Source organism: Nocardiopsis moroccensis, assembly GCF_055763695.1.
In genome coordinates, this window is record NZ_CP199747.1 from 2974495 (window position 1) to 2996673 (window position 22179).

At 72.3% G+C, this 22179-nt stretch carries 19 protein-coding genes; 12 read left to right on the plus strand and 7 right to left on the minus strand.

Annotation, left to right across the window (positions count from 1 at the left end):
* Positions 1 to 129 precede the first annotated feature (129 nt).
* Positions 130 to 807 (minus strand): TetR/AcrR family transcriptional regulator, encoded by a 678-nt coding sequence (locus ACUKCB_RS13235; RefSeq protein ID WP_473040784.1) that lies wholly within the window; start codon positions 805 to 807, stop codon positions 130 to 132.
* Between the two features lie 270 nt (positions 808 to 1077).
* Here ACUKCB_RS13235 and ACUKCB_RS13240 point away from each other — a divergent pair, with 270 nt between their 5' ends.
* The 3 genes from ACUKCB_RS13240 (at position 1078) to ACUKCB_RS13250 (ending at position 5555) form a co-directional block, all read left to right on the plus strand.
* Positions 1078 to 2556 carry an MFS transporter gene (locus ACUKCB_RS13240; RefSeq protein WP_473040785.1) on the plus strand — a complete coding sequence of 493 codons (1479 nt, stop codon included), beginning with the start codon at positions 1078 to 1080 and terminating at the stop codon, positions 2554 to 2556.
* Between the two features lie 94 nt (positions 2557 to 2650).
* Positions 2651 to 4468, plus strand: coding sequence for a flavin-containing monooxygenase (locus tag ACUKCB_RS13245; protein ID WP_473040786.1), 1818 nt, complete (start codon positions 2651 to 2653; stop codon positions 4466 to 4468).
* Between the two features lie 55 nt (positions 4469 to 4523).
* Positions 4524 to 5555, plus strand: coding sequence for an SMP-30/gluconolactonase/LRE family protein (locus tag ACUKCB_RS13250; RefSeq protein ID WP_473040787.1), 1032 nt, complete (start codon positions 4524 to 4526; stop codon positions 5553 to 5555).
* Between the two features lie 143 nt (positions 5556 to 5698).
* Here ACUKCB_RS13250 and ACUKCB_RS13255 read toward each other — a convergent pair whose 3' ends face one another.
* Positions 5699 to 6046, minus strand: a complete 348-nt coding sequence (locus ACUKCB_RS13255) for an ArsR/SmtB family transcription factor (protein WP_191273183.1) — start codon at positions 6044 to 6046, stop codon at positions 5699 to 5701.
* A gap of 134 nt (positions 6047 to 6180) precedes the next feature.
* Between ACUKCB_RS13255 and ACUKCB_RS13260 the strand changes: the two genes are divergently transcribed.
* On the plus strand, positions 6181 to 7284 hold the full coding sequence (locus tag ACUKCB_RS13260) for an NADH:flavin oxidoreductase/NADH oxidase (protein WP_473040788.1): 1104 nt from the start codon (positions 6181 to 6183) through the stop codon (positions 7282 to 7284).
* Positions 7285 to 7402: 118 nt separating this feature from the next.
* On the opposite strand, the gene ACUKCB_RS13265 is transcribed toward ACUKCB_RS13260, so the two are convergent.
* Entirely contained in the window at positions 7403 to 8947 is a 1545-nt protein-coding gene (locus ACUKCB_RS13265) for a fluoroquinolone export ABC transporter permease subunit (RefSeq protein ID WP_473040789.1), read from the minus strand.
* Entirely contained in the window at positions 8944 to 9801 is an 858-nt protein-coding gene (locus ACUKCB_RS13270) for an ABC transporter ATP-binding protein (RefSeq protein WP_473040790.1), read from the minus strand. Before ACUKCB_RS13270 ends, ACUKCB_RS13265 begins: the two co-directional genes overlap by 4 nt.
* A gap of 282 nt (positions 9802 to 10083) precedes the next feature.
* On the opposite strand from ACUKCB_RS13270, the gene ACUKCB_RS13275 reads away from it, so the two are divergent.
* On the plus strand, positions 10084 to 11013 hold the full coding sequence (locus ACUKCB_RS13275; RefSeq protein ID WP_473040791.1) for a universal stress protein: 930 nt from the start codon (positions 10084 to 10086) through the stop codon (positions 11011 to 11013).
* 102 nt (positions 11014 to 11115) lie between these two features.
* Here ACUKCB_RS13275 and ACUKCB_RS13280 read toward each other — a convergent pair whose 3' ends face one another.
* Positions 11116 to 11880 carry an SDR family NAD(P)-dependent oxidoreductase gene (locus tag ACUKCB_RS13280; protein WP_473040792.1) on the minus strand — a complete coding sequence of 255 codons (765 nt, stop codon included), beginning with the start codon at positions 11878 to 11880 and terminating at the stop codon, positions 11116 to 11118.
* 240 nt (positions 11881 to 12120) lie between these two features.
* On the opposite strand from ACUKCB_RS13280, the gene ACUKCB_RS13285 reads away from it, so the two are divergent.
* The 6 genes from ACUKCB_RS13285 (at position 12121) to ACUKCB_RS13310 (ending at position 19624) form a co-directional block, all read left to right on the plus strand.
* Positions 12121 to 12768 (plus strand): TetR/AcrR family transcriptional regulator, encoded by a 648-nt coding sequence (locus ACUKCB_RS13285; RefSeq protein WP_473040793.1) that lies wholly within the window; start codon positions 12121 to 12123, stop codon positions 12766 to 12768.
* Between the two features lie 266 nt (positions 12769 to 13034).
* Positions 13035 to 16406 (plus strand): pyruvate carboxylase, encoded by a 3372-nt coding sequence (locus ACUKCB_RS13290; RefSeq protein WP_473040794.1) that lies wholly within the window; start codon positions 13035 to 13037, stop codon positions 16404 to 16406.
* Positions 16407 to 16636: 230 nt separating this feature from the next.
* Positions 16637 to 17350: a PIG-L deacetylase family protein gene (locus tag ACUKCB_RS13295; protein WP_473040795.1), complete on the plus strand. Its 714-nt coding sequence runs from the start codon at positions 16637 to 16639 to the stop codon at positions 17348 to 17350.
* A gap of 195 nt (positions 17351 to 17545) precedes the next feature.
* Positions 17546 to 17815 (plus strand): hypothetical protein, encoded by a 270-nt coding sequence (locus ACUKCB_RS13300; protein ID WP_473040796.1) that lies wholly within the window; start codon positions 17546 to 17548, stop codon positions 17813 to 17815.
* 1 nt (position 17816) lies between these two features.
* The gene (locus tag ACUKCB_RS13305; protein WP_473040797.1) at positions 17817 to 18092 is read left to right on the plus strand and encodes a hypothetical protein; all 276 of its coding nucleotides are present in this window, start codon (positions 17817 to 17819) and stop codon (positions 18090 to 18092) included.
* Positions 18093 to 18559: 467 nt separating this feature from the next.
* On the plus strand, positions 18560 to 19624 hold the full coding sequence (locus ACUKCB_RS13310) for an IS110 family RNA-guided transposase (RefSeq protein ID WP_473036352.1): 1065 nt from the start codon (positions 18560 to 18562) through the stop codon (positions 19622 to 19624).
* Between the two features lie 114 nt (positions 19625 to 19738).
* Here ACUKCB_RS13310 and ACUKCB_RS13315 read toward each other — a convergent pair whose 3' ends face one another.
* Together ACUKCB_RS13315 and ACUKCB_RS13320 are read right to left on the minus strand one after the other, a co-directional pair.
* Positions 19739 to 19879 carry a hypothetical protein gene (locus tag ACUKCB_RS13315; RefSeq protein WP_473040798.1) on the minus strand — a complete coding sequence of 47 codons (141 nt, stop codon included), beginning with the start codon at positions 19877 to 19879 and terminating at the stop codon, positions 19739 to 19741.
* Positions 19840 to 21129 carry an MATE family efflux transporter gene (locus ACUKCB_RS13320; protein WP_473040799.1) on the minus strand — a complete coding sequence of 430 codons (1290 nt, stop codon included), beginning with the start codon at positions 21127 to 21129 and terminating at the stop codon, positions 19840 to 19842. The genes ACUKCB_RS13315 and ACUKCB_RS13320 overlap by 40 nt, the downstream gene beginning before the upstream one ends.
* 119 nt (positions 21130 to 21248) lie before the next feature.
* On the opposite strand from ACUKCB_RS13320, the gene ACUKCB_RS13325 reads away from it, so the two are divergent.
* Positions 21249 to 22100: an NAD-dependent protein deacetylase gene (locus ACUKCB_RS13325; RefSeq protein ID WP_473040800.1), complete on the plus strand. Its 852-nt coding sequence runs from the start codon at positions 21249 to 21251 to the stop codon at positions 22098 to 22100.
* Positions 22101 to 22179 lie beyond the last annotated feature (79 nt).

Here is a 22179-nt window from a genome sequence, read left to right on the forward strand (position 1 = left end):
ACGGTGCGCGGCACCGGCCCGCCGGGGACCGGAACCGGTACGGACACAGGAGTGCTCGGAACTGTTCCGGGAGGGGAAGCCGCGGTTGACGCGTTGCGCGCGCAAGCTTTCGCGCGCAAGCGCGCAAGCTCAGGAGTTCTCGGAGTCCACGGCCCTCGGGCCGCCCCCTGCCGAGGACTCGGTGACGGGGGCGAGCCAGAGCCCGGTGAGCGCGTCGGTCAGCCCGGAGGCTGCCCGGTACCAGGAGTCCCTGGGTGTACCGGTCCCCTCCGCCAGGGCCCGCTCGCGCTCGGCAACCATGTGGACCATGAGCTGGCGCGCCATGTCCTGGCGCTCCCTGCGGACCTCGGCCGGCAAGTCGGGAAGGCACCTGTACAGCTCCTCCCCCGCACGTACCAGGGCAGGGGAGTTGAGTGCCTCCCTGGCCACGATCTCCCGGCAGGAGGGGTCGCTCATCACCTGGGCGCTGAACCTTCCGTACCAGGTGGGCGAGCCCAGGTCGGCGAGGTGCTGGGCCAGGGGCTCCACCATGGCGGCGATCCAGTCGCGCACTTCGGTGGACCCCTCGGCCGCCGAGACCATGCGCATGCGCACCTGCTCGATCTGCTCGGTGTGCCTGCGCACGATCGCGCGGACCAGGCCGTCCTTGGAACCGAAGTGGTAGCTGACCGCCGTGTTGTTCCCCTGGCCCGCTTCCTGGCCGATCTGGCGGTTGGAGACGCTGGCCACCCCGTGTTCGGCGAAGAGCCGCTCCGCCGCGGCCAGGATCGCCTCCCGTGTCGCGGCGACCCGGTCCGACCTCGTCACCCTGCCATTCATAGGGGACACCGTACCGATCCTCGCCCGCGCCGGATCACCGGTGCCGTCCGTTCGGCGGGCCTGGCCCCGAGCCGGGCGCAGCGGGCACGGCCGTTCCCCGCAGGAGTGCGTGCGCTGTTGGACGACGGGTCCCGGGTCACTATGTTCTCTCTCACTCATACCAGGCGTGGAATCGGCCGAATACCTGGTGTTATTATAAGTCATGCGCCTGACTTAAAAGTGGGCGCTTTCGTACGTCAGGAAACGGGGACCCACGCCATGACTCATACCCCTGTCGAAGCAGCAGCACCCGACGACGTGAGGTCCCCCGTGCGGCCGAACGTGATCGTCGCCGTCCTGGCCTTCGGCGGAATCGTTGTCTCGCTCATGCAGACCCTGGTCATCCCGCTCGTGCCCCTGCTGCCCGATCTGCTGGGCGCCACCGCCGGGGACACTGCCTGGGCGGTCACCGCCACCCTGCTCGCGGCGGCGGTGGCCACCCCGACCGTCGGCCGCCTGGGCGACATGTACGGCAAGCGCCGCATGCTGCTGTTCAGCCTCACCGTCCTCGTGGCCGGGTCGGTGCTCTGCGCACTGGCCACCAGCCTGGGGCCGATGGTCATCGGCCGGGCACTCCAGGGCCTGGCGGCCGGGGTCATCCCCCTGGGCATCAGCATCATGCGCGACGTACTGCCCCCCGAGCGGCTCGGCGGGGCAACAGCGCTGATGAGCGCCTCACTCGGAGTGGGCGGTGCGCTCGGGCTGCCCGCCGCCGCACTCGTCGTGCAGAAGTCGGACTGGCACGTGCTGTTCTGGGTCGCCACGGCACTGGCCGCCACGGCCGCCGTCCTGGTCCGCACCCTGATCCCCGACTCCGGGGTCCGCACCGGCGGCAGGTTCGACCTGCCGGGGTCGGTGGGCCTGTCGGTCGCCCTGCTCCTGCTGCTGCTCGCCGTCTCCAAGGGTTCGGACTGGGGGTGGGGCAGCGGCGTGCCCGGCACCATGCTCGTCGCCGCGGTCGCGGTGCTCCTGCTCTGGGGGTGGTGGGAACTACGGACGCCGCAGCCGCTGGTCAACCTGCGGGTGAGCGTGCGGCGCCAGGTCCTGCTCACCAACACCGCGTCCCTGGTGTTCGGCTTCTCCATGTTCGCCATGTCCCTGGTCGTCCCGCAGCTACTCCAGATGCCGCAGGCCACCGGGTACGGCTTCGGGCAGACGATCCTGGTCGCGGGTCTGGTGATGGCACCGAACGGGCTGGTGATGATGGCGATGTCGCCGGTCTCGGCGCGGATCACCCGTGCCAGGGGCCCCAAGACGACCCTGATGGTCGGCGCCCTGCTGGTGGCCCTCGGCTACGCCCTGAGCCTGGTCTTCATGTCCAGCATCTGGCAGCTCGTGATCGCCTCCACCGTCATCGGCGCGGGCGTGGGTCTGGCCTACGGGGCCATGCCCGCACTGGTCATGGCGGCCGTCCCGCGTTCGGAGACCGCGGCGGCCAACAGCCTCAACACCCTGATGCGCTCCATCGGCACCTCCCTGGCCAGCGCCGTCGCGGGCGTGGTCATCGCCAACATGACCATGACCGCGGGCGGGAACGTCTTCCCCGCCGAGGGCGCCTTCAGCCTGATCCTGGCGTTGGGCGTCCTGGCCGCGCTCACCGCCTTCGCCGTCGCCGCGTTCCTTCCCGGGCTCAGGGCGGTCTCCGCGAGGGACCGCACCGAGCCCGAGCCCGAGCCCGCTCCGGCCCCGGCTCCGTAGGCGGCCGACCCGTACGGCGAACACCGAATCCTCTCGCGGCCACCGGCGAAACCCACACCCCGGTGCCGTGGGAGCAGCAAAGGAAGGACCTCCCATGACCGCAGCACCCGACGCGACCCCGAACACCGACGACCCGGCCGAGGAGATCGACCTCGACGCTCTGCGGGCCAGGTACGCCCGCGAGCGCGACCGCCGCGTCCGCCCCGACGGCACCGCCCAGTACCGTTCGGCCGCGGGCGAGTTCGGCTACTACGCCAAGGACCCCTACACACCGTGGACCGAGCGCGAGCCGCTGACCGATGCCGTGGAGGCGCTCGTGATCGGCGGCGGCTTCGGCGGCCTGGTCACCGGCGCACGGCTCCGACAGGCGGGCATCGACTCGATCCGGATGATGGACGAGGCCGGTGACTTCGGCGGGACCTGGTACTGGAACCGCTACCCCGGTATCCACTGCGACATCGAGTCCTACTCCTACATGCCCCTGTTGGAGGAGGTCGGCCACGTCCCCGAGTGGCGCTACGCCCCCGGCGAGGAGATCCGCCGCCACGCGGTGGCGATCGCCGAAACCTTCGGCCTGTACCGCGACGCACTGTTCCACACCCGCGCCACCGCCCTGGACTGGGACGAGGACGCGGACGAATGGGTGGTCCGGACCGACCGCGGCGACCGGATGCGCGCCCGGTTCGTCATCACCTCCTCCGGCACCCTGACCCAGCCCAAGCTGCCGGGCATCCCCGGGATCGAGACCTTCGAGGGCCACACCTTCCACACGAGCCGGTGGGACTACGGCTACACCGGCGGCGACCAGAACGGCGGGCTCGACGGCCTCGCGGACAAGAGGGTCGCGGTCGTGGGCACCGGGGCCACCGGCGTGCAGGTCGTCCCGCACCTGGGACGCGACGCCGAGCACCTGTACGTGTTCCAGCGCACGCCGTCCTCGGTGGACGTGCGCGACAACCGGCCGACCGACCCGGCGTGGGCGGCCTCCCTGCGGCCCGGCTGGCAGCGCGAGCGGATGGAGAACTTCCTCGCCGTCGTCTCCGGCGAGCCGGTGGAGACCGACCTGACCCGGGACGGCTGGACCTCCACCGCACGGCTCCAGCGCAAGATGATCTCCGGCGCGGTGGACACGAACCTGTCCGCCGAGGAACGCGAACGGATCGACGAACTCGCCGACGCCCGCAAGATGAACCAGATCCGGGCACGGGTGGACGAGGTCGTCGACGACCCCGCCACGGCCGAACTGCTCAAGCCCTGGTACCGCTACATGTGCAAACGGCCCTGTTTCAGCGACCACTACCTCCAGACGTTCAACCGGCCCGACGTCACCCTGGTCGACACCGCCGACCACGGCGGCATCACCCGCATGACCCGGGACTCGATCGTCGTCGGCGAGACCGAGTACCCGGTCGACTGCGTCGTCTTCGCCACCGGGTTCGACGTCGGCGTCTCCGGCATCATGTCCGGCACGCTGCCGGTCCGCGGCCGCGGCGGGCAGGACCTGCTCGCCTCCTGGAGCCGCGGGCCCAGCACCCTGCACGGCTTCTACAGCAACGGCTTCCCCAACCTCTTCCACCTGGGTGCGTTGCAGAACGCCAACTCCGTGAACTTCGCGCACATCCTGCTGGAGCAGGCCGAGCACATCGCCGCCGTCCTCGCACGAGCCCGCGAGGCCGGGGCCGCGGTGGTCGAGCCCACGCAGGAGGCGGCCGAGGAGTGGGGGCGGACCGTCCGGGAGAGCGCGCACGACAACTCCGCGTTCCAGGCCGAGTGCACGCCCGGCTACTACAACCGTGAGGGAGCGGGCATCCACGGCGGCTTCTCCTACAGCCCCGGCCCCGTGGCCTTCCACCGGCTGCTGGCGGAATGGCGGAGGAACCGCACGCACGAGGTCCTCGGTGAGAACCGGTGAGGCTCGGACCGGTGCCCTTCCCACCCGCGAACACCCACGATCGAAACGGGAGAGCATGACCTCGAACCGACGCGGGCAACCGCTCGTCGCCGCCGCCCGGGTGCTACCGGCCGTCCTCCTGGTCGCTGTGACAGCGGGCTGCGCGGAGACGGCGGCCACGGGTGAGGACCAGGGGAAGGAGCGCACCGCATCCCGACTGGTCCAGGTGACCTCGGTCCACGAGGAAACCGGGATGACACTGCTGGAGGGGCCGACCTTCGCCCCGGACGGCGGCCTCCTCGTCGTCGACGTGCCCGCTCCCGCCGGAGAGCCCAAGGTGCTGAGGGTGGACACCGAGTCCCGGGACGTGACCACCGTCTTCACCGACGAGACCAGCGCGTACACGTCCGCGCAGTTCAGTCCGTACGACGACCGGCTCTACCTGACGGACTTCGCCGGCGGGGAGATCCACAGCATCACCCCGGACGGGGAGGACCCCGCCACCTTCTTCTCGGGTGAGGTCGACGGGACCCCGATGAGCCCCGACGACCTCGCGTTCGACGAGGACGGGAACATGTACGTCAGCGACTCCACCGGGCTCGCCGAGCCGTTCTGGGAGCCCCGGGGCAGAGTGGTCCGGATCGACCGGGAGACGGCCGAGGCGACCGTCCTGGCGGACGAGCTCCCCGCGCCGAACGGCATCTCGTTCAGCGCGGACTACGCGGGGCTGTGGGTCAGCCAGTACAACGCGAACCGCGTCGACCACCTCACGCTCAACGACGACGGTACCGAGGTGGAGACTGCCCATCCGGGGGTCCACCTCGACGGTGGCACGAGCCAGATCGACTCCAACGCGGTCGACGCCGAGGGCAACCTCTACCAGGCCGTACACGGCCAACCGCGGATCCACGTGTACGACTCCACGGGCGAGCACCTGGCGACGGTGGGTGTCCCCTCCGAGGACGCCGAGGGGTTGGACACGGCGACGAACGTCGCCATCGAGCCGGGGACGACCAACGCGTACATGACAGTCAGCGGGCAGGACGGCGGTTTCGTCTACACCTTCGACGCGCTCGGTGAAGGGATCCGCCAGTCCAACGGCGGATGACCGAGTCCCCGAGGCAGGCCCCCGGGTCCCGGGTCCGCTACGCGGGTCGTGTGCTCCCTCCCCCGCGTCACGGGGGAAGGAGCCCCGCCGCCCGGTCTCCGAAGCGCCTGACGGGGGCCGCCCGTGGCCTGCCGGGGCGGGTTTCAGCCCCGGCGGGCCCGTTCGGCGTCCAGCACCGCGGCGAGCAGCCCGGGGAAGCGCCCTTCCAGGTCAGCCGTGCGCAGGCTGCTCTTGCGGGCGGTCCCCTCGTAGTACTGGCGGATGACCCCGGCCTCGCGCAGCACCCGGAAGTGGTGGGTGGAGGTGGACTTGCTCACCGGAAGCGCGAAGGAGACGCAGGCCATGTCCTCGTGGCCCTCGTCCAGGGCGAGCACGATGCTCAGCCGTACCGGGTCGGCCAGCGCGCTCAGCACGGCCTCCAGGCGGATCCGCGAGGTCTCGGGGTGGTCCAGCCGGCGCCCGGACACGGTTCCGGAATCGGACTTGGGCATGCTGTGGCCTCCGTTGGTCCTGTTCACACCCCAAAGTACGAAAACCCTCGTAGTTTGACAACCATCGTAGTACGACGAGTAACGTACTAAGGTCGCCGCAGCCGCCGCGGCCAGTCGACGCGAAGGAATCCACCGTGAGCCAGTTGTTCGCCCCGTTGACCCTGCGTTCGCTGACCATCCCCAACCGGGTGTGGATGGCCCCGATGTGCATGTACTCCGCCCCCGACGAGGGGCCGCGGACCGGAGCGCCCACCGACTTCCACCTCACCCACCTGGCCTCCCGGGCCGCCGGCGGCGCGGGCCTGGTGATGGCCGAGGCCACCGGGGTGCGCCCCGACGGCCGGATCAGCCCTTGGGACCTGGGCCTGTGGAACGACCAGCAGCAGGCCGCCTTCGCCCGCGTCACCGCCGCCGTTCGCGCCCACGGGGCCGTCCCCGCCATCCAGCTCGCCCACGCCGGACGCAAGGCCGCCACCGACCGCCCCTGGCTGGGCGGCCGCGGACTGTCCGAGGCCGAGGGCGGCTGGACCCCGGTCGCGCCCAGCGCCTGGGCCTTCGAGGGTCTGCCCGTGCCGCACGAGCTCACCGTGGCCGAGATCGACCAGCTGGTGGCCGACTTCGCCGCCTCGGCCGAACGCGCCCTGGCCGCGGGGTTCCAGGCCGTCGAGGTACACGGCGCCCACGGCTACCTGCTGAACTCGTTCCTCTCCCCCGCGGGCAACCGGCGCACCGACTCCTACGGCGGCGACCTCACCGGCCGCATGCGCTTCCCGCTGCGGGTGGTCGAGGCCGTACGCGAGGTGTGGCCCGAGGACCTGCCCGTGTTCTTCCGGGTCTCGGCCACCGACTGGATCGAGGAGAACCCCGAGGACACCCGCGCGGGCTGGACCGCGGAGGAGACCGTGCTCCTGGCCAAGGAACTCCAGGCCCGCGGGGTGGACCTGATGGACGTGTCCACCGGCGGCATGGTGCACGACGCCCGGATCCCGGCCGCCCCCGGCTTCCAGACGCCCTTCGCCGGACGGGTGCGTGAGGAGACCGGGCTGCCCACGGCGGCGGTCGGGCTCATCACCGACCCCCGCCAGGCCGAGGAGGTCATCTCCTCCGGTGCCGCCGACGCCGCCATGCTCGGCCGAGAACTGCTGCGTGACCCCTACTGGGCGCACCGCGCCGCCACCGAACTGGACGCGCGGTCGAACTGGCCGGTGCAGTACGGCTACGCGGTCGGCCGCGGCTGACCGGCCCGCGAGGGCCCCGAACGACCGGTCCGGGAAGGAACCCGGCCGGTCCGGTGTCGGCGGGCGGCCGGAGAGGGTCTGGAGGGCGGAGACGGCGTGAAGGGCGTTCGGCCCGGGGTCAGACCCGGCCGTCCACCCGGTGCGCCGCCCGCCGCAGCAACAGCCACACCGCCACCGCCGTCACCAGGGCGCCCCCGACCAGGCAGGCCCACGGGGGCAGCGGACCGGCGTCGTAACCGGGCACGGCCAGCACCGCCCACGAGGGCGGCGACACGAGCAGGGCCAGGTTCCAGGGCGAGGGCAGGACCCAGACCACGACCGGAGTGAGCGTCAGCACCGCACCGACACCCTTCGCCACGACCAGGGCCGCCACCCTGTCCCGGGACCACGCCATGATCACCGCCGTGACCAGGGCGGCCTGCGCCGCGGCCAGTAGCAGCGCGACCGTCGTCCCCCAGGGCCGACCGGGTGTCACGAAGCCGCTCAACGGCAGGGCCGCGGCCAACCCGACGAGGGACAGGACCGCGGGCAGAACCGTTCGATAGGCCAGATAGGCCCGCAGTGACAACGGCGAGACCCGCAGGGCCGGAAGAATCCCCTCGTCGCCGTCCTCCACCGCGCGCAGACCGTTCACCATCCCCAGCATCATCGGGACGTGCAACAGCACCAGGGCCGCCAGCAGCACCGGGGTCAGCGGGGCCAGGTCGAAGCCGTAGGTGTCGCGCACCAGTTCCGCGGCGGGCGGATACAGGAAGCGGAGCGCGAGGGCCAGCGGTACCGGGGCGCAGCACACCAGGAGCAACAGCGGGTCGCGTCCCACCCCGATCAGGTCGACCCGGGCGAAGCGGACCAGCGCGGGGAGCGAACCGCGTCCCGTGAGGCGGTTCCGCCGGGAGGTCCGTGCCCGCCGGGGCCGCCGTCGGCGCGGCCCCGCTCCGGGCTCTGCTCCCCCGGCCGCGGACGACAGCGCCCGCTCCGCGGCCAGCAGGGCCGCCGCCGCGCACAGCAGCGCGTACGCCCCGGCCGTGCCCCACACGACCGGGGAACCGACCGCGGCACCGGGCACGGCCCCCAGACGGATCAGTTCGGCACCCGCCGTGGTGGGGACCGCGTACACCACCGGATGCCGGACGAGCCCGGTCAGGTGCACCAGGGGAACGAGCAGCAGCGGAGCGACGGCCAGGGGGACGCTCAACAGGAAACCCTGCACGCTCCGGCGGCGGACCCCGACCACCAGACAGGCCGAGAGCAGCAGGACAGAGGTCAGGGCCACCCCGGACAGGACCAGCGGAAGCGACCACAGCAGGTCGGCCGGGCGGCCCCGGGAGGCCGCCGCGGTCATCGGAACGGCGACCAGCAGAGCCAGGGCGGTGAGTGAGCCGACCCGGACGAGCACCGTCTCCCCGGGGCGCAGCGGGGTGGCGGACAGCGCCGCGCGCGTGCCCTCGGTACGTTCGAGGAGCAGCAGCACCACGGCGAACAGGGCGCCGAACCCCGCCGTGTCCAGGAACAGCAGATAGGCGGCGACGGTACCGGACGCCTGGGCCGGGACCACCCACAGCACCAGTGTCCACAGCACGGCCAGCGCGGCGGCGATCCCGACGATCCCGTGCCGCGCCTGGACCCGGGCCTCCAGGGCGCACGCCGCCGAGAACCGGGTCACAACCGCTCCCGGGTGATCCGGGTGAAGACCTCGTCCAGCGTGGCCTCCCGGGTGTGCAGGGTCTCCACCTCGCCCCGCCTGAGCAGTTCGAGGAGTTCGGGGTCGTCGGCCAGGGCGTCCGCGGCGATCTGCCGGGGCGCACGCCCGCGCACCCGCACCACCAGGCCGGGGCTTCCGTAGCCGAGCCGGAAGCCCCGCGGGGTGTCCACGGCGGCGATCCTGCCCTCGACCACGAAAGCGACCCGGTCGCACAGGCGGTCGGCGGTGACCATGTCGTGAGTGGTGAGGAAGACCGTGCACCCTCGCGCGGCCTCGGCGCGCACGAGGTCGCGGAGCAGTTCCGCGCGGACCGGGTCCTGCCCGCTGGTCGGCTCGTCGAGGAACAGCAGCCGAGGCCGGTTGACCAGCGCCCTGGCCAGGTTGAGCCGCATGCGCATGCCCTTGGACAGGTCGGCGGCCCGCCGGTCGGCGGCGTCGAGCAGATCCACCGCGGCCAGGAGTTCCTCGGGCTCCGCGACCGGGCCGCGGTACAGGGAGGCGAAGGCGGCGAGGTTCTCCCGAGCCGTGAGCCGGCCGTACCCGGCCGGAAGCTCGAACCCCACCCCCACGTGTTCGAAGTAGTCCTGTCCCCAGGCCTCCAGCGGGCGGCCGAGGACACGCACCCCGCCCTCGTAGCGGCGCAGCAGACGGGTCAGTACCTTCTGTGTGGTGGACTTCCCGGCACCGCTGGGCCCGAGGAAGCCGAAGACCTCACCGCGCCGGACGGAGAAGTCCATGCCGTCGACGGCGGGCCGGTCGGTGCCGGGGTAGCGGACCCGGAGACCTTCGACGGTGATGGCGGAGTGCTCGTCCACGGATGCCTTCCGGTACGGCGCTGGGGCGGGTTCCGGGGCCGGGGCGCGGCCCCGTCCCCATCCTTGCCGGAGCCGTCGGTCGCCACAAGCTGCAAGCGGGCAACGCACGCGGTGGGGCGGCGGGTCCGCCCGGGAGTGTCGTGGACGTGACCGCGGGTACCGCCCGCGCCCGGCTGCGGCGGGGGCCGCGCGACGGCCGGGGCGCCGCGACCCGGCTCCGACCGGATGGAAGACTTCCGGGGAGGACCGCGTCGCTCGCGGTGTTCACTGAAGGAGGTTGTCATGGTTGAGGACGGAACGGTCACGCCGAAGGTGATGGTGGGGGTGGACGGGTCGCCGACCGCGTCCGCGGCACTGGCCTGGGCGGCGGCGGAGGCCGACCGCCGGGGCCGGCCGCTGCACGTGGTGTGCGCGCTGGCGATGCCGCTGGTGGCGTCGATGTACGCGGGCTCCACCCGGTTCCCTCCCTCGGAGGAGATCACCGCGCAGGGCCACCGGTTGCTGGGCGAGGCGTCCGAGCGCGCGCGTGAACTGCGGCCCGGGGTGCAGGTGGAGGAGGTCCTGGCCCTGGAGGACCCCGCGACGGCGCTGCTGCGCAGGAGCGGCCCGGAGGACCTCCTGGTCGTGGGCTCCCGCGGCCTGGGCGCCGCCCGCTCGGCCCTGGACTCCTCCGTGAGCGTGCGGCTGGCGGCACGGGCCGAGTGCCCGGTGCTCGTGGTGCCCGCCTCCGAGGCGACGGAGCCGGCGGAGCCGACGGAACCGCACCGGATCGTGGTGGGTGTGGACGGCTCCGAGTACTCACGGCGGGCGCTGGACTTCGCGCTGCGCGAGGCCGCTCGCGTCGAGGGCGGTTCGGTCGTGGTCGTGCACAGCTGGTGGGTCCAGCTGCCGTTCGACCCCGGGTCCCTGGTCGGGGGCGGTTGGGCTCCCCCGAGCGAGGAATTGGACGAGCGCTCCCGGAAGATGGTGGCGGAAATGCTGGAGCGGGTCCCGGGCGGGACCGAGGGCGTGGAGGTCTCCGTCGTGCGCAGTGAGCGGCCCCCCGCGGAGGCCGTCGTCGAGGCGGCTGACGACGCGGACCTGATCGTGGTCGGATCGCGGGGCCGGGGCAGCGTGCGGGGCCTGTTGCTGGGTTCGGTGAGCCAGGGCGTGCTGCACTCGGCGACGGTGCCGGTCGCGGTGCTGCCGAAGCACCCCCGCCCGCGGAGCTGACACCCGCGGGGCCGAACAGACGTGCTCGGCCCCGGGGCCCGATGCGGCCGCGGGTCCGGGTAAGGGCCCGCGGTGTCGGGCTCCGGGCCGGGCCCGCCCCGATCAGACCGCGGACCAGCCGCCGTCCACCGGGAGCAGTACGCCGTTGACGTTGCTCGCGGCGTCCGAGGCCAGGAAGACGATGGCCGCGGCCAGTTCGTCGGCTCGGGCCACCTCTCCCATGTTGCCCATGTAGCGGCCGAGAACGGCGGGGCCGGGCGCCTGGGCGTCCGCGTCGACCCTGATTCCGGTGGCCGTGCCGCCCGGGGCGACCGCGTTGACCCGGATCCCCTGGTCCCGGTACATGACCGCGGTGGACTTCACGAGCCCCACCACCCCGTGCTTGGCGGCGGTGTAGGCGGCCCCGGCGGCGCTGCCGCGCAGGGAGGCCTCGGAGGCGGTGAAGACGACGGAGCCCCGGCCGTGCTCGACCATGTGCGGCAGGACCGCCCGGGTGAGCAGGAAGGGGGCGGTCAGGTTGACCCGGATGAGCCGCTCCCACAGGGCGTCGGTGACGTCGGCGGTCGCGGACATGTCGTCCATGATCCCGGCGTTGTTGACCAGGACGTCGATGCCGCCAAGGCGGTCGAGGGCGGTGGCGACGACCTCGTCCACGACCTCCTGGCGGCTGAGGTCGCCCGCGACGCTCTCCGCCGTCCCCCCTGCGTGGCGGATCTCCTGGACGGCGCTGTCGGCGGAGGCGCCGTCCAGGTCGGCCACCAGAACCCTGGCGCCCTCCCCGGCCAAACGCAGCGCGCTCGCCCGCCCGATTCCGGAGCCGCCCCCGGTGACGACGGCGTTCTTCCCGGTCAGACCCGATGCGGTCATGACTCCCTCTGTTCTCCCCTGCGGGGTTCTGCGCACGGATTCCCGCGGTGCGCGGGATCCGGACGGTCACTGCGACTAATATTGTCAATATAAGACTTTTTGTCGCTGAAAGACAATTATTCTGTGCTGGGACCCCAGGTCAGTAGAGTTGTCCGAACCGTCGAGAAGCCACCCGGAGGAGGGCACGTGCCCCGTACCCCGAACCCCTCCCCCGCACCGCCGGCCCGGGGGAGGCCGCCCATGAGCAGGCGGCGCCGGGAGATCATGCGTATGCAGATCGCCCGGGCCGCCGTGGAGCTGTTCACCGCCAAGGGGGTGACCGCGACCACGGGGGACGACATCGCCCGCGAGCTCGGGATCTCCACCCGCACCCTGTGGCGGTACTTCCCGAGCAAGGAGAGCTGTGTGCGCCCGCTGCTCACCAGCGGGCTCGACCTCATGGCGGACCGACTGCGCTCGTGGCCCGCCGACCTCTCACTCGCCGAGCACCTGGAGCGTTCGGGCGCCCTGGACGAGGACGACCGGACAGCGCTGGGCGCCCCGACGGTCGACCTCATCCGGATGACCCGTACCGAACCCGGGCTGATGGCCGTGTGGCTGACGGTCCACCAGACCGCCGAGGGCGTCTTCGCCGAGGCCGTCGCGGAACGCGCCGGGGCCGCACCCGACACCCTGTCCGTACGGGTCCAGGCCGCCGCGATCAACGCGGCGCTGAGGGTGGCCGCGGAACAGTTCGCCGCCGATGAAGGGCACGGTGCGAGCATGACCGCCCTGGTCCGAAAAGCCCTCACCACCGTCGGCGACGGCCTGGGACCACTCCCCCGGGGAACCGGGCCCGGAGAACCCGACCCCCGCCGCCGCGACGCCCCGGACCACCACCCGGGCTGAAGGGCTCCGGACGGCACCGGCGACGCCTCCACCCCTCCCACCGGTGGCTCGGCGGTCCCCCTCCGGCCCGACCTCCCCAAACGCCCGGACACACCGCGAACCGGCGCCGGGGCAACCCCACCCGCACACGCCGCCGACCTTTCTCGTTAGGGTTCCTCCGGGCCCCACCGGGGCACCGCTTCCACGGAGCGGTACCCCGGCGCGGCCACCGGCAACGGCGCCGGACCATGCCAGCACCGCACCACGGAGTCCAGGAGGCATCCGGCATGTTCGAGAAGATACTGGTGGCCAACCGCGGTGAGATCGCGATCCGCGCACTGCGCGCGGGACACGAGCTGGGGGCGCGGACCGTCGCGGTCTTCCCCCACGAGGACCGCCACTCGCTGCACCGGCTCAAGGCCGACGAGGCCTACCAGATCGGTGAGCCCGGACACCCCGTCCGGGCGTACCTGTCGGTCGACGAGATCGTCCGCGCCGCGCGGGAGGCGGGCGCCGACGCCGTCTACCCCGGGTACGGGTTCCTCTCCGAGAACCCCGACCTGGCCAGGGCCTGCGCGGAGGCGGGCATCACCTTCGTCGGCCCGCCCGCCGAGGTCCTGGAGCTGACCGGGAACAAGGCGACCGCCATCGCCGCCGCCAAGCGCGCGGGCGTCCCGGTCCTGGACTCCACCGAGCCCTCCACCGACGTGGACGGACTGCTCACCGCCGCCGAACAGATCGGCTTCCCCATCTTCGTCAAGGCCGTGGCGGGCGGCGGCGGCCGGGGGATGCGCCGCGTGGACACGGCCGGCGCGCTCCGGGAGTCCATCGAGGCGGCCATGCGCGAGGCCGAGACGGCCTTCGGCGACCCCACGGTGTTCCTGGAGCGTGCCGTGGTGGATCCGCGCCACATCGAGGTGCAGATCCTCTCCGACGGCGAGGACGTCATCCACCTGTACGAGCGCGACTGCTCGGTGCAGCGGCGGCACCAGAAGGTCGTGGAGCTGGCCCCGGCGCCCAACCTCGACCCGGAGCTGCGTGACCGGATGTGCGCCGACGCGGTGCGCCTGGCCCGGGAGCTGGGCTACCGCAACGCGGGCACGGTCGAGTTCCTGGTGGGTCGGGACGGCCAGCACGTGTTCATCGAGCTCAACCCGCGCATCCAGGTGGAGCACACGGTGACCGAGGAGGTCACCGACGTCGACCTCGTGCAGTCGCAGATCCGGATCGCCTCCGGTGCGACCCTCGCCGACCTGGGCCTGTCCCAGGACGCGATCGTGCTGCACGGCGCCGCCCTGCAGTGCCGCATCACCACCGAGGACCCGGCCAACGGGTTCCGGCCCGACACCGGGACGATCAGCGCCTACCGATCCCCCGGCGGTTCGGGGATCCGCCTGGACGGCGGGACCGCGGCGGCCGGTTCGGAGGTCAGCGCCTACTTCGACTCCCTGCTGGTCAAGCTCACCTGCCGGGGCCGCGACTTCGCCACGGCGGTGAGCCGGGCCCAGCGCGCGGTCGCCGAGTTCCGTATCCGCGGGATCTCCACCAACATCCCCTTCCTCCAGGCGGTACTGGAGGACGAGGACTTCCGGCAGGGCCGGGCCACCACCTCGTTCATCGAGGAGCGCCCCCAGCTGCTGACCGCGCGCCCCTCCGCGGACCGGGGCACCCGCCTGCTCACCTACCTGGCCGACGTGACGGTCAACAAGCCGCACGGGGAGCGCCCGCAGCTGATCGACCCGGTCGCCAAGCTGCCCGCCGTGCCCGAGGGCGCTCCGCCCGCCGGGTCCAGGCAGCGCCTGGCCGAACTGGGCCCCGAGGGTTTCGCGCGGTGGCTGCGCTCCTCCGACACCCTGGGGGTCACCGACACCACCTTCCGGGACGCCCACCAGTCGCTGCTGGCCACCCGGGTGCGCACCCAGGACCTGCTGGCGGCGGCGCCCGCCGTGGCGCACACCCTGCCCGAGCTCCTCTCCCTGGAGTGCTGGGGCGGCGCGACCTACGACGTGGCGCTGCGCTTCCTCGCCGAGGACCCGTGGGAGCGGCTCGCGGCGCTGCGGGAGGCCGTGCCCAACGTGGCCCTGCAGATGCTGCTGCGCGGCCGCAACACGGTCGGGTACACGCCCTACCCCACCGAGGTCACCAACGCGTTCGTGCGTGAGGCCGCCGCGACCGGCGTGGACGTCTTCCGGATCTTCGACGCACTCAACGACGTCGAGCAGATGCGCCCGGCGATCGACGCGGTCCGCGAGACCGGTACCGGGGTGGCCGAGGTGGCGCTGTGCTACACCGCCGACCTGTCGGACCCGTCGGAGAAGCTGTACACGCTGGACTACTACCTGAAGCTGGCGGAGCGGATCGTGGAGTCCGGCGCACACGTGCTCGCCATCAAGGACATGGCCGGGCTGCTGCGCGCCCCGGCCGCCTCCCGCCTGGTCAGCGCGCTGCGGAGCGAGTTCGACCTGCCGGTCCACGTGCACACGCACGACACCGCGGGCGGCCAGCTCGCCACCTACCTGGCGGCGGTCAACGCGGGCGCGGACGCCGTGGACGGCGCCGTGGCGTCGATGGCGGGCACCACCTCGCAGCCGTCGCTGTCGGCCATCGTGGCCGCCTTCGACCACTCCGCCACCCCCACCGGGCTGTCCCTGGACGCGGTCAACGAGCTGGAGCCGTACTGGGAGGCGGTCCGCCGGGTGTACGCGCCCTTCGAGGCGGGTCTGGCCTCCCCGACCGGCCGGGTCTACCACCACGAGATCCCCGGCGGTCAGCTGTCCAACCTGCGCACGCAGGCCATCGCGCTGGGGCTGGGCGACCGGTTCGAGGACATCGAGGCGATGTACGCCGCCGCAGACCGGATGCTGGGCCGCCTGGTGAAGGTGACCCCCTCCTCCAAGGTGGTGGGCGACCTGGCCCTGCACCTGGTGGGCGCCGGGGTCTCCCCCGAGGAGTTCGAGAAGGACCCGGACCGGTTCGACGTGCCCGACTCTGTGGTGGGCTTCCTCCGTGGTGAGCTGGGGGTCCCCCCGGGCGAGTGGCCCGAGCCGTTCCGCACCAAGGCGCTGCGCGGGCGCGGCGAGGCCCGCGAGACCACCCCGCTCACCGAGACGGACCGGGCCGGTCTGGCCGAGGAGCCGCGCGCCACGCTGAACCGGCTGCTGTTCGCGGGTCCGACGAAGGAGTTCGAGTCGCACCGCGCCGCCTACGGCGACACGAGCGTGCTGGACAGCAAGGACTTCTTCTACGGTCTGCGCGAGGGCGAGGAGCACGTCGTGGACCTGGAGCCGGGTGTGCGGCTGCTCATCGGGCTCCAGGCGGTGAGCGAGGCGGACGAGCGCGGCATGCGCACCGTCATGACCACCCTCAACGACCAGCTGAGGCCGCTGCACATCCGGGACCGGTCGCTGGCCTCGGACGTGCCCGAGGCGGAGAAGGCCGACCGGAACGACCCCTCGCAGGTGGCGGCGCCCTTCGCGGGCGTGGTCACCCCGGTCGTGGCCGTGGGCGACGAGGTCAAGGCCGGTGACACGGTCGCCACCATCGAGGCGATGAAGATGGAGGCCTCGATCACCGCATCGCAGGACGGTGTGGTCTCCCGGTTGGCCATCGACGGCGTCCGCCGGGTGGAGGGCGGCGACCTGATCGTCCAGCTGGGCTGAGGCAGGCGTTCCCCGCCCCGGCCGGCCCGTCCCCGTGCGGGGCGGGTCGGCCGGGGCCGTCCGCGTCCGTGCGAGGTGCGGGCGCGAGCCCATGGAGGCCGGTCCCGGCCCTGTCCGGAAGTGGACAGGGCGGACCGCCCGGCGGAAAACGGGAAGCGCCGCGGGGAGGCGGTTCGTACGATGGGGGCGACCTCGAAAACGCGGGAACACCCGCAGCGAAAGGAGCCCCGGTGTCTGACGTGCCCGAACGCGCACTGGTCGTGATGGCCCACCCCGACGACGCCGACTTCGCCTGTGCGGGGACCGTGGCCCTGTGGACCGGCGCCGGGACCGAGGTGGTCTATCTGATGGTCACCGACGGCGAGGCCGGCGGGGACGAGATCACCCTGGACAGCTCGGAGATCGCGGCGATGCGCCGGGAGGAGCAGCGCCGGGCCGCGGCCGAGGTCGGGGTCAAGGACGTGCGTTTCCTCGGCTACCCGGACGGGCGGGTGGTCGCCTCGCTCGGTCTGCGCCGCGACGTCTCCCGCGTCATCCGGCAGGTGCGGCCCCAGCGTGTGGTCATCCCCAGCCCCGAGCGGGACTGGGACAGCATCGCCGCCAGCCACCCCGACCACATGGCCACCGGGGAGGCGGCGCTCAACGCGGTCTACCCGGACGCGCGCAACCCGCACGCGCACCGCGAGCTCCTCGCCGAGGAGGGGCTGGCCCCGTGGACCGTCCCCGAGGTGTGGGTCGCCGGAGGCCCCAAGACCAACCACCGTTCGGACATCACCGGGGTCTTCGACCGCAAGATGGCGGCGCTGGCCTCGCACGAGAGCCAGATCGGCGACATCACCGAACTCGAACCGATGCTGCGCCAGTGGATGGCGGCCAACGCCGCCGAGGCGGGTCTGCCCGAGGGCGCTCTGGCCGAGGTCTTCCAGATCGTCCACACCGCCTGACCAGGAACCGGTGCGGGGCCGCGGGCGGAGCGGCCCGTGGCTGGCACCGGCATTGGTGGGCGCGCCGTACCGGGGGCTCAGGCACTGCGGCGTGCGGCCACCGATCCGAAGTTCTGGTCGGGGCCGCTGCGGTACCGGCCGAGGAAGGGCCACGATGTCCGGGCACCGGATCGGACGAGGCGCGGAGACGGCTCCATGAGGATGTCGTTCTACCTGGTTCTCCTGTTCCTTTCCCTGTTCCTCCTCACCTTGGGACTGATGGAGGAGGACTGGGCGTACTGGAACGGGACTTATTTCGATGAGTACGTGCGACTCACGGAGTACGAACTGGCGCACGTTCTCGTGTCGTTCTCGCTCGTGCTCCAGCTTCTCGCTTTTCGCCTCATGTGGCGCCACAGGGCTCCACTGATCATCTGCGCGTCCTTCTCGGTCGTCTGCTTCGGATTCCTCCTGGGGGTGACCTGACATGGAGAGGTCAAGGGTTCCCGCGACCTGGGTGTACCTGCTGGTGTCCCTGTCCCTGCTCGTCATCGGCGCCTCCTTCAGCCCGCTGGACTCCGAGGAGGCCGCCCGGGCCAGCAGGCAGGACGTGGAGCTCACCAAGAACGGGCTCCAGAACTTCACCTTCCTCACCGCGATGGTGGCGGCTCTTCTCCTTGCCTCCATGAGGACCGGTGTGTTCTACGTTTGCCTCGGGGCCGTCCTCACCGCCGCCGCCCTGTTCCTCCTTTTCGCCCTCTGAGCTCGGTTCGGCACGGGAGCGGACCTGTACCGGGCCCGTACCGCACAGGCCGGTCCTGATTCGCTGTCGGGGTTCACCGTCATCGGGCCCGGCCAGGTGGGACGCGTGGTGGTCAGCTATGAAGAGCCCGAGCAGGTTTGGGCCCCTTTTTCGCGGTGATCTTGCTACCAGAAGCGAAATGGGCGCCGAAGTTGCCCCTGGTAGCAAGATCTACTGGTTCATCCTGGTGTGTGTCGGGAGGGTTTCGACGGGAGCCGCCCGACAGCGGGGCTGGGGTGACTCCAGCAAGATCTGTCCCACGTGGACCTTGTCGTGACCTGTCCACCAGCACCCGCAGGCCAAGACCCTGGCCGCGGGAGTGACCTCATAGAAGCCTGTGCAGCCGATAACTCACAGTAGATCTGTCCCCCGGGCCAGGGCCCTGGTAGTCGTCCCGTTCCTGAACAAAGGAAAGACAGGACACCACCATGGTGACAGTGGGCATCGATCCGCACAAGAACATGCACCAGGCCCTCGCGCTGGCCGATGACGGCACCCGGCTGGGCACTGCCAAGAAGGTCACCGCGGGCCCGCAGGCCCTGGGCGAGCTCCTGGCCTGGATCCGCCCTCTGGCGGGCGATGCCCCGGTGTTGTGGGCGATCGAGGGCGGCCCCGGGCTGGGCCGGGCCATCGCTGACGCCTTGTTGGGGGCGGGCCAGGAAGTGGTGTGGGTGCCGGCGCGCGCGATGGCCGCCCACCGCCGCCTGAGCGGGGCGGTGGGCGCCAAGTCCGACGTGATCGACGCGGTGGCGGTGGCCCGCGCGGCGATGGCCGACCCTGATCTGGCCCGCCACCGTCTCGATCCGCTGGTGCGGCAGGTGCGTGTGCTGGTGGATCTGCGCCAGGACCTGGTGCGGCGGCGGGTGGCCCTGACCAACCGGGTGCTGGCGATGCTGCACCGGGAACTGGACCACAACCTGGGCAAGGGTGCGTTGGCCACCCGGGCCAAGGTGGGACGGGTGCGTGCGCTGGTGGAGGGGGCCGAGCTGGGTGAGGTGGTGCGATGGGCGCTGGCCGAGCAGCTGGGTGAGGTGCACACGCTGTTGGTGCGTATCGCTGGGGTGGAGCGGCGGCTCAAGGAGTTGGTGGAGCCGTTGGCGCCGAACCTGTTGGGGATTCGTGGTGTGGGTGTGGTCTGGGCTGCGGTGTTGCTTTCGCAGGTAGGGGACGTGTCGCGGTTCAAGACCTCGGCGAGGATGGCCCGGTGGGCGGGGTGCGCGCCGATCCCGGTGTTCTCCTCGGGGCGCCAGCGGCACCGGTTGCATCGGGGTGGGAACCGGCAGGTGAACCGGGCGCTGCACTCGATCGCTGTGGTGCAGGCCCGGTTCCATGGGCCGGCCCGGGAGTTCGTGCGTTCCCGGCAGGAGGCCAAGGGCACCAAGGGTGCGTATCGGGCGTTGAAGCGGCATTTGATGGATGTGGTGTATCGGGCGATGGTCGCTGATCAAGTGGTGAGAGAGCGGGCTGTTGTCTCTCTTCAGCCCGCCACTTGACATAGAAGCGTCACCGCGGTTCAGCTGTTTTCGGAAGCAGCGGACACTCTGTCGGCCGGGTTTGGGGCGCTACGGGCTTCGCACCTCACCTGGCACCACGGATGCGCCGCACCCTCAACCGTCGACGTCCGCTTTCCCACTGATCCGCCAGAAGGCGCCAGCCTGGCCGACGACCAGCCCTACCGCGGCCACCGCGTACCCGGCCCACAACAGGGTCAGGCCGCCGACCGCGACCAGGGGCGCCGCCGCGAGCACCAGTCCCCCGTAACAGAGGGCGAACGTGTACATCGAGGGGGCCGTGCGCCGCAGGGCGACCAGCCCCATCCCGGAGAGCACCTGGGCGTTGTCGGCCGACACGGCCAGGGCGAGGAGGGGCAGCACGGCCGCCATCGCCGCCCGCACCGCGGGGTCGGGGCTGAGCAGACCGGTGAGCGGAGCGGGAAACAACCACAGCGGCAGCTGACCGGGGCCGCCACCGCGTACCCTGCCCACACCGTGCGGCGCACCAGGCCCGGCTCGCCCCGGCCCGCCGCCCTGGCCGCCAGCGGAACCACGGCCTGGCCGGCCGCCAGGGCGGGGAAGAAGAGCAGGTTCGCGAGCAGGACGAGGAACTGGTGTGCGGCGGCCGCCTCGGCGCTGGCCCGCGCCACCACCACGACCAGCACACCCAACGACACCGACTTGATGAGCAGGGTCGCCCCGGAGGGCAGCCCCACCCGCGCGATCTCGCGCACGCGAGCCCAGCGGGGCGCCCCGAACCAGTCCCGGGCCTCCTCCGGCAGTGCCCGCCGCACCGCGTACGCCTTCAGGGCGAGCAGGACCGCCCCGTTCAGCAGCAGGGAGAACCCCGCCCCGGTCAGTCCCAGGGCGGGCAGCGGTCCCGGCCCCAGAACCAGCACCGGAGTGAGCAGGACCGCCAGCGCCGCACCGACCAGGCTCAGCACGAGCACGGACCGGTTGCGACCGAGCGCGACGAGGAGGGTGGTCGCGGAGGCGGCGAGGGCGGCGGTCATCGCGTGGGCGGCGACGAACAGCGGGTACACGCCCAGGGCCGATCTGGTCCGTTCCACCACCCCGACCACGTCGGCCAGGAGGGGGACGCAGAGCACGGCCAGGGCCGCCGCGGCGCCGAGCAGCAGCGCGAGCCAGGCGCCGTCCCGGACCACGCCGCGCAGGGCCCGGGGGTCGTCCTCGCTGCGCGCTACGAAGGGCATCGAGCCGCGCAGGGCCCCCTGGACCGCCATGACGGCGGGCGAGAGCACGGCGGTGACCAGGGCGTGGGCGGCGAGTTCAGCGGTGCGGGCATGGCTGAGCGCCAACGCTCCGACCAGGCTCGCGGCCAGGGAGGTGAGCATGGCCAGGTAGAGCGGGAGGGCCCTGGCCAGAACCGTGCGGAGCAGGGAGCGGAACGGGGGCAGGTCCGCTGCGGGCGGGCCGGATGCGGCTTCCCGGCCGGGGGTCTGCGCGGTTCGGGGGACGGGGGTTCCGGAGGCGTTGGTGGGCATGAAAAAAGCCTCGGACCGCACACCGGGGAACCGGAGCGGGTCGAGGCCTGCGCCATGGATTCTACCGGCCCGGGCACCGGCGGCGGAAGAGGTCGGCCGCGACGGCATACCCTCGAAGGGTGACGAACACGCTCCACGTCCGCGGTCCCGGTGAGGCCGCCGCCCGGATGCGCGAGGTCCTCGGCAGGGGGCCCGTGGTCGCGCTGACCGGCGCGGGGATGTCGACGGACTCGGGTATCCCCGACTACCGAGGACCGGACTCACCGCCGCGCAAACCCATGACCTACCAGGAGTTCGTCGGCGACGCCGCGTTCCGGCGCCACTACTGGGCCCGCAACCACGTCGGCTGGCGCCACGTCGAGCACACCCGCCCCAATGATGGCCACCATGCCCTCGCCGACCTCGAACGCGCGGGGGTGGTGTCCGGGGTCATCACCCAGAACGTCGACACCCTGCACGGGGTCGCGGGCAGCCGCCGGGTCATCGACCTGCACGGCCGCTACGACCGGGTGATCTGTCTGGGTTGCCGTACGGTGACCGGCCGCGAGGAGTTGGCGGAGCGCCTCACCGAACTCAACCCCGGCTTCGCCGAGCGGGTGGCCGACATCGAGGTGGCCCCGGACGCCGACGCCGTGCTGGCCTCCACCGAGGGGTTCCGGGTGGCCGACTGCTCCTCCTGTGGCGGCGTCCTCAAACCGGACATCGTGTACTTCGGCGAGAACGTGCCCAAACCCCGGGTCCTGGAGGCCTACGCCCTGGTGGACCGGGCGTCCGGTCTGCTGGTCGCGGGCTCCTCGCTGACGGTCTTCTCCGGCCGGAGGTTCGTCAAGCACGCCGCCGGCCAGGGAAAACCCGTGGTGATCCTCAACCGTGGCGCGACCCGGATGGACGACGTCGCGACCCTGACGGTCGAAGACGGCTGTTCCGAGGTGCTGCGCGCGCTCGCGGACGGCTACAGCACCCGGGACTGAACGCGCCCCGGCCCAGGGCCGGCCCGGCGCACCCCGCCTCCATGATCTCCCCACCCTCCCGGTCCCGGGGACCGCACGC